The sequence below is a fragment of the Sporichthya sp. genome (assembly GCF_013815995.1).
Lineage (GTDB): Bacteria > Actinomycetota > Actinomycetes > Sporichthyales > Sporichthyaceae > Sporichthya.
Genome location: NZ_JACDFE010000085.1, coordinates 1 through 10818 on the forward strand (window position 1 = coordinate 1; position 10818 = coordinate 10818).

The 10818-nt window shown below is 72.1% G+C and carries 8 protein-coding genes and 1 pseudogene; 3 read left to right on the forward strand and 6 right to left on the reverse strand.

Annotated features, from left to right (window positions below):
- From H0X00_RS11280 to H0X00_RS11295, 4 genes and pseudogenes are all read right to left on the reverse strand, one after another.
- Nucleotides 1–281: pseudogene (locus tag H0X00_RS11280) on the reverse strand (hypothetical protein); the annotation flags it as partial.
- Nucleotides 282–360: 79 nt separating this feature from the next.
- Nucleotides 361–1836 carry a HAMP domain-containing sensor histidine kinase gene (locus H0X00_RS11285; protein WP_293769997.1) on the reverse strand — a complete coding sequence of 492 codons (1476 nt, stop codon included), beginning with the start codon at nucleotides 1834–1836 and terminating at the stop codon, nucleotides 361–363.
- 14 nt (nucleotides 1837–1850) lie between these two features.
- Nucleotides 1851–2543, reverse strand: a complete 693-nt coding sequence (locus H0X00_RS11290; protein WP_293769998.1) for a response regulator transcription factor — start codon at nucleotides 2541–2543, stop codon at nucleotides 1851–1853.
- A 5-nt stretch (nucleotides 2544–2548) separates the two neighbouring features.
- Entirely contained in the window at nucleotides 2549–3871 is a 1323-nt protein-coding gene (locus tag H0X00_RS11295) for a DNA polymerase IV (RefSeq protein ID WP_293770000.1), read from the reverse strand.
- A gap of 207 nt (nucleotides 3872–4078) precedes the next feature.
- Between H0X00_RS11295 and H0X00_RS11300 the strand changes: the two genes are divergently transcribed.
- A complete protein-coding gene (locus tag H0X00_RS11300; protein WP_293770002.1) occupies nucleotides 4079–4585 on the forward strand; it encodes a hypothetical protein in 507 nt (168 codons plus the stop codon).
- 64 nt (nucleotides 4586–4649) lie between these two features.
- Here the strand turns inward: H0X00_RS11300 and H0X00_RS11305 are convergent, their stop codons facing one another.
- Nucleotides 4650–5075 carry a hypothetical protein gene (locus tag H0X00_RS11305; RefSeq protein WP_293770003.1) on the reverse strand — a complete coding sequence of 142 codons (426 nt, stop codon included), beginning with the start codon at nucleotides 5073–5075 and terminating at the stop codon, nucleotides 4650–4652.
- Between the two features lie 100 nt (nucleotides 5076–5175).
- A complete protein-coding gene (locus tag H0X00_RS11310) occupies nucleotides 5176–8775 on the reverse strand; it encodes a hydantoinase B/oxoprolinase family protein (protein ID WP_293770004.1) in 3600 nt (1199 codons plus the stop codon).
- 118 nt (nucleotides 8776–8893) lie between these two features.
- On the opposite strand from H0X00_RS11310, the gene H0X00_RS11315 reads away from it, so the two are divergent.
- Nucleotides 8894–9982 (forward strand): ABC transporter ATP-binding protein, encoded by a 1089-nt coding sequence (locus H0X00_RS11315; protein WP_293770005.1) that lies wholly within the window; start codon nucleotides 8894–8896, stop codon nucleotides 9980–9982.
- A 2-nt stretch (nucleotides 9983–9984) separates the two neighbouring features.
- Complete coding sequence (locus H0X00_RS11320; protein WP_293770007.1) at nucleotides 9985–10794, forward strand: hypothetical protein; 810 nt, start codon at nucleotides 9985–9987, stop codon at nucleotides 10792–10794.
- Nucleotides 10795–10818: the final 24 nt, after the last annotated feature.

The following is a 10818-nucleotide window of genomic DNA, read 5'->3' on the forward strand; positions in this document are numbered from 1 at the left end:
CTCTGTCCCGGCGCGTGGGCCGGCGGCTGCGCCGGCCAGCCGGTGTACTGGGCCGCCTCGGTCGGCGGCTGGCCCACCGGCTGCTCGGGCTGGGCGTAGCTGTAGTCGGTGCCGTAGACCGGCGGCGGGGCGGACTCGTAGGGCTCGGAGGATCCGTAGGGCGGCGGTTGTGACCCCGGCGTCCCGTAGGCCCCGTAACCGGGGTCCGACTGGCCGTACCCCGAACCGGAGGACCAGGGGTCCTCGTTCGGCGGGAAGTGCCCCCCGCGCTCGTCACTCACAGGTACGTCTCCCTCACGACCCCAGCCGGGTCCCGTCGTCGTCATGCCATCACGGTGCCGACCCTTACTATGCGTCGGCTTAAAGATCCGTGTGAGTCACCGACGAAGAGTGTGGCAGCCGCATCTTGAGCAATGCCCCGCCCCCGGGGGCTCTATCCGCGGTCACCGAGCCGCCGTGCCGCTCGGCCGCTTGACGCACGATCGCCAGGCCGAGGCCCGATCCGGGCATGGTGCGGGACTCCTCGGCCCGGTAGAAGCGGTCGAACACGAACGGGAGGTCGGCCTCGGCGATGCCGGGGCCCTGGTCGGTGACGGTGATCACGCCGTCGGTCAGGCGCACCGTCACGGTGCCGCCGGGCGGGCTCCACTTGCCCGCGTTGTCCAGCAGGTTCAGTACCGCCCGCTCCAGCGCGCGGGCGTCGCCGTAGACGGTCCAGGGCCGGATCGTGACGTCGAACTGCACGGTGGGGGCGCGCCGCCGGGCCCGCTCGGTCGCGGTGCTGACGATCTCGGCCATGTCGAGCTCCCGGCCCTCAAAGCGGTCGACCTCGTCGCGGGAGAGCTCGACCAGGTCACCGACCAACCCGGTCAGCTCCTCGGCCTGGGCGCGGACGTCGTCGAGCAGCTCGGCCCGGTCGGTGGCGGACAGACCGACACGGCCCTCGGCCTGGGCGAGGAGGTCCAGGTTGGTGCGCAGGCTGGTCAGCGGGGTGCGCAGCTCGTGGCCGGCGTCGCCGACCAGCCGCCGCTGCAGGTCCCGGGAGCGCTCCACCGCGGTGAGCATCTTGTTGAAGCTGGAGCCGAGCCGGGCCAGCTCGTCCCCGCCGTGCACGTCGATCGGGCGCAGCTCCCCGGTGCGGGCGACGTGCTCCGCGGCCTCGGTGAGCCGGCTGACCGGGCGCAGGCCCTGCCGGGCCACGTACACCCCGGCGTAGGCCGCCAGGCCGACGCCGGCGCCGCCGATCACCAGCAGGGCGGTGGCCAGCGAGCGCAGGGTGCGGTCCACGTCGCGGGTGGTCTGGGCGAGCACGAACGCGGTGCGGGGCTCGGATTCGCGGATTGAGGGGATCGCCACCACCCGGAACTTCTCACCGTTCGCGGCCCGCACCGTGCGCAGCGAGAAGTCCGAGGCACCGAGCGCCACCTCGAGCTCGGGCTGCCCGGTGGGTGGGGCGTCGTCAGGTCCTTTGGAGAAGAACGGCGTGCCGTCGGGGTAGACGATCGCCAGCCGGGTACCGGCGGCGGCGAAGGTTCCCTCCGGGAAGCGGACCACCTGGGTCGGGTCGGCGGCCGGGGTCTGCAGCAGTGCGCGGGCCCGACTGACCAGGGTGTCGTCGAAGCTGTTGTAGTACTGCACGCGCACAGTCACCCACACCGCGAGCGAGGTGATCGCGACCGTCGCCCCGACCACCAGCGTGATGAAGGCCGCGACCCGCACCCGCAGGCTGAGCCGGGTCCACATGGTGCCGGCCAATTGCTGCGCCACCCGGCGGTGCCGTCGGGGCTTCGGCTCCGCGCCGGGCGGTCCAGCCGGCGGAAGATCCTGCTGACTCATCGTCAGATCCCTTGTCAGGGGGGCGTTTCGCGTAGCACGTAACCGACCCCGCGCACGGTGTGGACCAGCCGCGCACCGCCGTCGGCCTCGGTCTTTCGGCGCAGGTACCCGACGTAGACCTCAAGGGAGTTGGCCGTGGTCGGGAAGTCGAAACCCCAGACCTCCTCGAGGATCCGTTCCCGGCTGAGCACCTCCCGGGGGTGACGCAGGAACAGCTCGAGCAGGGCGAACTCGGTGCGGGTCAGCCGCACATGGTGCTCGTCGCGGCGCACCTCGCGGGTGATCGCGTTCAGGAAGAGGTCGGCGAAGGTCAGGGGCGCGTTGGTGTTGCCCGGGTCCGCGGGGTTGATGCTGCGGCGCAGCAGGGCGCGCAGCCGGGCCAGCAGTTCCTCCAGGGCGAATGGCTTGGGCAGGTAGTCGTCGGCGCCCGCGTCCAGGCCGGCCACCCGGTCCTCGACGGAGTCCCGCGCGGTGAGGACGAGGATCGGCACGTCGTCCCCGCCGGCGCGCAGTTGGCGGCACGCCTCCAGGCCGCCCAGGCGCGGCATCATCACGTCGAGAATCAGGGCGTCGGGGCGGACGGCCGCCACCTGGCCGAGCGCCTCCTCACCGTCCGAGGCGAGGTCGACGTCGTAGCCGTTGAAGGTCAGTGACCGGCGCAGAGACTCCCGCACGGACCGGTCGTCGTCGACCACGAGGATGCGCATGGGCCTCATCCTGCCCCCTCCGGCGCCGGAGGGGGCAGCACCGCGGGCCGTTCGGCCAGGTCAGGGTCGTCGATCGCGAAGGTGCGGATCCGCCCGGGCGGGGTGTACCGGGTCTCGAAGCGGACCGTCACCCGCCCCACGCCGCTGCCCTGGACCCAGCCGTCGCCGTGCTCGGCGTGGTGGACGTCCTGGCCGGGAAACCAGCGCCGCACTGCTGGTTCGGCCGGCTCAGGTTCGGGTTCGGGCTCGGCCTCATCGGGGTCCTCGGCGAACAAGTCCTCCTGCGCCCAGTCGACCAGCCCGGACACCCCGACCCCGAGCAGGCGGATGCCGTCGGTGGTATCGATCTCGCCGAGCAACCGGCGGGCGGTCGTGGAGATCGTGCGGGCGTCGTCGGTCGGGCCGGGCAGCGTCGAGGACCGGGTGTGGGACTGAAAGTCGTGCCGCCGGATCTTCACGGTGATCGTCCGCCCCGACAGCGAGGCCGCGCGCAGGCGCTTGGACACCGTCGTCGACATCCGGTCACAGATGTCGGTGAGCACCGCGCGCTCGACCACGTCGCGTTCGAAGGTGTCCTCGACGCTGACCGACTTCGACTCCCGGTTGGGTGAGACGGGGCGGTCGTCCTCGCCGTGGCTGAGTCGGGCCAGGAGTCGACCGTGGGACTGCCCGAGCAGGCCGACCAGTTCAGCCTCGTCGACCGCGGCCAGGTCGGCGACGGTGTGCACGCCCGTCCGGCGCAGCCGTTCCGCCGTGGCGGGCCCGACGCTCCAGAGTTTGGTAACCGGCATCGGGTGCAGCAACGCCAGTTCGGTGCCCGGCTCGATGATCACCAGCCCGTCCGGCTTCTGCAGATCGGAGGCGATCTTCGCGATCAGCTTGGTGCTGCCGGCCCCGACCGAGGCGGTCAGACCGGTGCCCGCGTGGACGTCGGCCTTGAGCTTGGCCGCGACCTCCCGCACCCGGTCCGAGGGCCAGCCGGAGTCCGTCAACGCCAGGTCGGCGAAGGCTTCGTCCAGGGACAGCGGCTCGATCGCGGGGGAGAGCTCGCGCAGCAGGCCCATCACGATCTCGCTGACGGCGCGGTAGGCGTCGAACCGGCCGCCGAGGAACGCGGCGTTGGGACAGAGCGCGCGGGCCTGAGCGCTCGGCATCGCCGACCCGATGCCGAAGGCCCGGGCCTCGTAGGAACAGGTGGCTACCACCCCGCGGGGACCGATGCCGCCGACCACCACGGGCTTGCCGCGCAGCGAGGGCTTGTCCCGTTGCTCGACGGCGGCGAAGAACGCGTCCAGGTCCAGATGGAGGACGGACGGCTCGGCGCGCACGGGCCCATCATGCTGCCGCGCCTCGGCCCGGACGAGTTGTCGGCTTACTGGGCCAAACTACAACCGCAAGAACTGATGTGACTGGGCGGCCTCGGGGTGCCACGTCAGTAACGGTTGTGGTTTGGCCCGGTTGTCCACAGGCTTCCGGCCATCCACAGATTCCGCGACGGTTGTCGGCGTCCCGGCATTTGGGGCCACCCTCCACCCGTGGATCCCGTCACGGCCCTGCAGAAGTGCGGCGGCGCAGCGCGCATGCCTGCGTTGCGTGCCCTCGGTGTCCGTGACAGCGGCATCCGGGCGGCGGTGAAGCGCACCCTGATAGTCCGGGCCGGGCGTGGGGGCTACGCGTTGCCCAACGCTTCGCCCGAACTGGTCAAAGCAGTCGAGCTGTGCGCCGTCGTCTCGCACGCCTCGGCTGCGGCTCTGCACGGACTCTGTCTCTGGTGTCCTCCGGCCGTCCTCGAGCTGACGGTCCCGAGGAATACGCAGAGCGTCGCGGAGGGCGTCCTGATTCATCGCGCCGATCTCAGCGACGCGGACCGCGACCAGTTCCGCGCCGTCACCAGTGTCGAGCGCACCCTGGTCGACTGCGGCCGGACGATGGGCTTGCTCGTTCACCTTCCGGCCGCTGAAGGTGCTCGAGGCCATCGAGGCGATGCTGCGGCTGGGTCCACCGCGTGGGTGACTGGCGCAGACCACAACCGCAAGAGCTGAGCCGACGGGGCGGCCCAGGGCCGCTACGTCAGTAACGGTTGTGGTCTGGCCCGGTGCGCGGGCGTCAGGCGTTGACGTCGACCGGCTTGGAAGCGGCGTCGGAGCCGGTGTCCTTGAGGCGGTAGGTGCCGTCGCGCGAGGTGATGATGTAGGTGGAGTAGCTGCCGTCGCTCGAGGCCTTCGCGCGAGCTGGGAAGTCCTGCCAGCCGCCGGACTCCTTGCGCTGCACCACCAGGCTCGCGCCGGGCTCGGCGCCTTCGCCGGTGATCACGACCCGCTTGCCCTGCCGGACCGCCTCGGCCGTGAAGCCGCCGGCGGCCTTGGGGGTCGGAGTCGCGGCGGTGGGCTTCTCGGCTGAAGTGTCCGGGCTGAACGGGATCGACGTGCCGCTGGCGGTGTCTCCGCCGCCGCTGAGCAGGATCCCGCCGCCGACCGTACCGACGATGAAAGCGACCGCGAGGGCGGCGACGGTATGGCGCGGTTGGGGCATGACGAACTCCTGGAGCCTTTCGATAAGCACGGGGGAAGCCACGATAAGCGCGGGCGGGTCCAGGCCGGGCGTGAGCCCTATTACCCGTTTTCGACCCGGGTCAATCCGGAGCGTGCCCGTACCCTCCGCCGCCCGGAGTTGTGATCACCAGCACATCGCCCGGGCTCGCTTCGACCCGGTCGCTGCCGCCCAGTTCGATCCTGGAACCGTCGGCGCGTTCGAGTGCATTGCTGCCCAGAGCGCCCGGTTCGCCCCCGGCCATCCCGTACGGCGGGATCCGGCGGTGGCTGCTCAGCAGGCTGACGCTGACCGCTTCGGTGAACCGCAGTCGGCGGACCGCGCCGTCACCGCCGCGATGCGCCCCGCCGCCGCCGCTGCCGCGCCGGATCGAGAATTCCTCGACGAGGACAGGGAACCGGGCCTCCAGTACCTCGGGGTCGGTCAGGCGGGAGTTCGTCATGTGGGTCTGCACCACGTCGGTGCCGTCGAAGTCCGGACCGGCGCCGGACCCGGAGGCCACCGTCTCGTAGTACTGCGCGCGGGCGTTGCCGAAGCTGACGTTGTTCATCGTCCCGCTGCCCTCGGCCGCCACCCCGAGCGCGGCGTAGAGCGCGCCGGTGATCGCCTGCGAGGTCTCGACGTTGCCCGCCACCACCGCGGCCGGGTAGGTCGGCGCGAGCATCGAATCCGGCGGGATCACCAGGCGCAGCGGGCGCAGGCAGCCGTGGTTGATCGGGATGTCCTCACCCACCAGCGTGCGGAACACGTAGAGGGCGGCGGCGGTCACCACCGAGGACGGCGCATTGAAGTTGTCCGCGCGCTGCGGTGAGCTCCCGGTGAAGTCGAGCGTCGCGGTGCGCTCGGCCCGGTCGACGGTGACCTGCACCGCGATCACCGCACCGCAGTCCATCTCGTAGCGGTAGGCGCCGTCGTCGAGGGCGTCGATCACCCGGCGCACCGCGTCGGCGGCGTTGTCCTGCACGTGGTCCATGTAGGCGGCGACGACGTCGAGCCCGTGCTCGTGCACCGCGCGCGTCAATTCCGCAGCGCCCTTGGTGTTGGCCGCCACCTGGGCGCGCAGGTCGGCCAGGTTAACCTCCGGGGCCCGCGAGGGGTACGGGCCGGACGTCAGCAACTGACGGGTGCTCAGTTCGTCGAACTCGCCGCCCCGCACCAGCAGGTGCGCGTCGAACCGGATGCCTTCCTCGTCCAGGGTTCGGCTGTCGGCCGGCATCGAACCGGGGGAGATGCCGCCGATCTCGGCGTGGTGGCCGCGGGAGGCGACGAAGAACAGTGGGACCTCCGGCACGTGCGGCGCGGGCGCAGGGCCCAGGTCGGCCGGGAACACCGGGCTCACCACGGTGACGTCGGGCAGGTGGGTGCCGCCGCGGTAGGGGTCGTTGACGACATAGACGTCGCCGGCCCGGATGGCGCCGCCGTGCTTGGCCACCACCGCCGTGACGCTGGCGCCCATCGAGCCCAGGTGGACCGGCATGTGCGGGGCGTTGGCGATCAGATGCCCGGCCGCGTCGAAGACCGCGCAGGAGAAGTCCAGACGCTCGGCGATGTTCACCGACTGCGCTGTAGCCCGCAGCCGCGCCCCCATCTGCTCGGCGATCGAGGCGAACAGGTTGGCGAAGATCTCCAGCCGCACCGGGTGCACGACCGTCGCGTCGCCGGTCCGGTCGCTCCGCCGCTCGAGCCGGCGTAGCACCAGGTGTCCGGTCGGCATCGTCTCGGCGGTCCACCCGGGCTCGACCACCGTGGTCGAGCCGTCCTCGACGATCAGCGCCGGCCCGGTCACCGGCTCGACCACCGCGGCCCGCTCGACCAGCGGCACCTCGTGCCAGGCCCCTTCGGCGTACATCCGCACCGTCGTCTCCGCTGCGGATGACATCCCTTGCGATGGGGGCGGCTCGCCAAGGGATGTCATCCCTTGCGAGGAGGAGGCGGTGGCCTCGACGGTCACGGCGCCGACGACCAGCGGGCGGTCGAGGCGGAAGGCGTACGTCTGCTCGTGGGCGGCGATGAAGTCGCGAGTCATCGAGGCCGCGTCGGCCAGCGGAACCTCAAGCAGGGTGTCGGTGCCGTCGTAGCGCAGGTGCGCGATCCGCTCGACCCGGACGTCCGCCGCGGGCACGCCGTGCCCGACGAGTTCGGCGGTGGCCTCGGCCGCGAGCGACTCGATCAGCACCCGCAGGTCCGCCTCCAGCAGGCGCTGCTCCACAGCCTGCGTCCGACGGGCCGTCAGATCCGCCAGCCCGATCCCGACCGCGGACAGCAGCCCGGCCAGCGGCGGCACCAGCACCGTGGTCACGCCGAGTGCATCGGCCACGGCGCAGGCGTGCTGCCCGCCCGCGCCGCCGAAAGTGGTCAGGGCGTAACGCGAGAGGTCGCGGCCCTTGGCGACGGTGATCCGCCGGATCGCGTTAGCCATGTTGTCGACCGCCACCGCGAGGAAACCCGCCGCCAGTTCCTCGACACTCATCGACGCTGCGGATGACATCCGTTGGGAGAGGAGGGCGGCGTGGGCGGCGTCGGCGTCCAGGGGCTGGTCGCCGGCCGGGCCGAAGACGGCGGGGAAGTGCGCGGGGGAGACCCGGCCGAGGACGACGTTGGCGTCGGTGACCGTGGCCGGGCCGCCGCGGCGGTAGCAGGCGGGGCCGGGGTGCGCGCCCGCGGATTCCGGGCCGACCCGGTACCGGCCGTCGACCACGCGCAGGATCGATCCGCCGCCGGCGGCGACGGTGGAGATGTCCAGCATCGGCACCTGCAGGCGCGTCCCGGCCACCTCGGACTCGGTGACCCGCTCGTAGGTCCCGGCATAGTGCGAGACATCGGTCGACGTGCCGCCCATGTCGAAGCCGATCACCGCACCGAACCCGGCGGCGGCCGAGGAGCGCGCCATCCCGACGATCCCGCCGGCCGGGCCGGAGAGCACCGCGTCCTTTCCGCGCACGGTCGCGGAGTCGGTCAGTCCGCCGGTGGAGCGCATGAACAGCAGGCGCACCCCGGGCAGTTCCGCGGCGAGTGAGTCGACGTAGCGGCGCAGCCCGGGGGACAGGTAGGCGTCCAGCAGCGTGGTGTCCCCGCGCGGGACCAGCTTGCGCAGGGGGCTGACCTCAGCCGACGCGGCGACCTCCGCGAACCCCAGCGAGCGGGCCAGGGCAGCCGCGGCGGCCTCGTGGGCCGGGTGCAGCGGGGCGTGCAGGGCGACGACGGCGACGGCCTCGATCCCGTCGGCCCGGGCCTTCTCCAACGCAGTGCGTAGCGCGGGCAGGTCGGGCGGGCGCAGCACGGTCCCGTCCGCGGCCACCCGCTCGTCCAGGGCGATCACCCGCTCCGCCGGCGGCGTGGTCCGCTCGATCCGGCGGGCGAAGATGTGCGGCCGGTTCTGGTAGCCGATGGTCAGGGCGTCGGTGAAGCCCTGGGTGATGACCAGAGCGGTGCGGGCGCCCCGGCGCTCCAACAGCGCGTTGGTAGCCACGGTGGTGCCCAGACGGACCTCCTCGACGATCCCCGGCGGGATCGGCGAGCCCGCCGGCACGCCCAGGAGCGCCCGGATCCCGGCCACCGCCGCGTCGTCGTAACGCTCCGGGTCCGTGGAGAGCAGTTTGTGGGTCAGGACGGCCCCGTCCGGCCGGCGGGCGACGACGTCGGTGAACGTCCCGCCCCGGTCGATCCAGAACCGCCAGCTCACGTCCAGGCCACCTTTGCCACATCGAGGAATCTCGCAGCCGCGAGCCTCCGAGGTTTCTTCTGTATCGCTAGGTAACTTCAGTACCACGCGTGTCGGTCCAGAGAGGTGGCTCGCAACCATGATCCAGGCGCGGAACCTGCGCAAGAAGTACGGCGGCATTGCCGCCGTCGACGATCTGTCTTTCGACGTGCGCCCCGGCGTGGTCACCGGCTTCCTCGGCCCGAACGGGGCCGGCAAGTCGACCACGATCCGGCTGATGCTCGGCCTGGACAGCGGATCGGGTGAGACCCTCTTCGACGGGGTGCCCTACGCGAAGCTGCGTCAGCCGCTGCGTGAGGTCGGCTACGTCTCCGACGTCCGCGCGATGCACCCCGGCCGCCGGGCCCGCACGCACCTGCGGATGCTCGCCGCCTCCCAGGGCATCAACCGCAAGCGCGTCGACGAGGTCATCGACTGGGTCGGCCTGTCCGCGGTGGCCCGCAAGCGGCCCCGTGCCTACTCGCTCGGCATGGTGCAGCGCCTGGCGTTGGCCGGGGCCCTGCTCGGCGACCCCCGCGTGCTGATCCTGGACGAACCGGCCAACGGGCTGGACCCGGCCGGCATCCAGTGGCTGCGCGGGTTCCTCAAGGCCTACGCCGCCGAGGGCCGCACCGTGTTCGTCTCCAGCCACCAGCTCGCCGAGATGTCGCAGGTGGCCGACCACCTCGTGGTCATCGGCCAGGGCCGGCTGATCGCCGACGAGCCGGTCGACGTGTTCACCGGCCGCAGCTCCACCGCGGGTCGGGTCCTGGTCCGTACCCCGCACGTCGAGCGACTGCGTCGCCTCCTCGTCGAGGTGGGCGCCGACGTCGATCGCGGGGAGAACTCCGAACTGGCCGTCGGCGGGGTCGAGCGCGCGCTGATCGGCGAGCTCGCCTTCCGCAACGGCATCGTCATCCACGAGCTGACCAACCGATCCGCGCCGCTGGAGGACGCCTTCCTCGAGCTCACCGCGCCGCGTCCGAGCCACCGCGCCGAGCGCTCAGCCGAGCGCTCAGCCGAAAGGACAGAGGACCGGGCCTCAGACCACCGGATCCCGGCCCAGGGCACCGGCACCGGTCCGGAGGACTGGGACACCCAGAGCTTCGACGTGATCGGCGAATTCATCAGCGACGAGATTGCTGCCGGCGGCGCCGCTGCCGGCCAGGCCGCCGGAAAGGGCTTCTAGAGATGCACACCTTCCTCGGCGCCCTGCGCTACGAGTGGATCCGGCTGCGGTCCATCCGCGCCACCTGGTTGCTGGTCCTGGCCGCCGTCGTCTCGGCGGGTCTGGTGGCCTGGATCGTCGCCCGGGAGATCATCCGGGGCGAGGAATTCCTCAGCGAGCCGGAGACCGTGGTCAGCCTGCTCAGCGGCTCCTCCGGGGTCGGCCCGCTGTCCTTCCCCGCACTGTTCGTCGGCCTGATCGGGGTCGCGGCACTCGGCACCGAGTACCGGCACGGCCTGATGCAGACCACGCTCTCCGCGATCCCGCGGCGCGGGGTGCTGCTGACGGCGAAGCTGCTGGTGGTGGCGGTGTTCGCGGGCCTGACCGCAACGCTGTCGATGGGCGCCGCCTACGCCGTCGGCCGCGCCGAGATCGGCCCCGGCCTGTCCACCTCGCTCCTCACCGCCGGCGACACCGAGCGCGCCCTCGGCGGCTTCATCGCCCTGGTCGTGCTGACCTCACTGCTCGGTGTGGCGCTCGGCGCGCTGCTACGCAGCGCCAGTGCGGCGGCCGTCGTGCTGGTCGCCCTGCCGGCCCTGATCGAGCCGTTGGCGATCTGGGCTCTCACCGGTCCGAACTCCGCGACCGGCGAGGACATCGCCGCTCACCTGCCCTTCACCGCGGGCGCCCAGATGGTCAACCTGCCCGGCGGCGACGGGCCCGGCTTCGACCTGGTGGCGCTCGGTGCGATGGCCGGCGGGCTGACGTTCCTGGCCTTCGTCCTGGCCACCACGTTCGTCTCCAGCGCGGCATTCGCCCGTCGCGACGCCTGACCACCGGTGCCGTCACCCTCAACT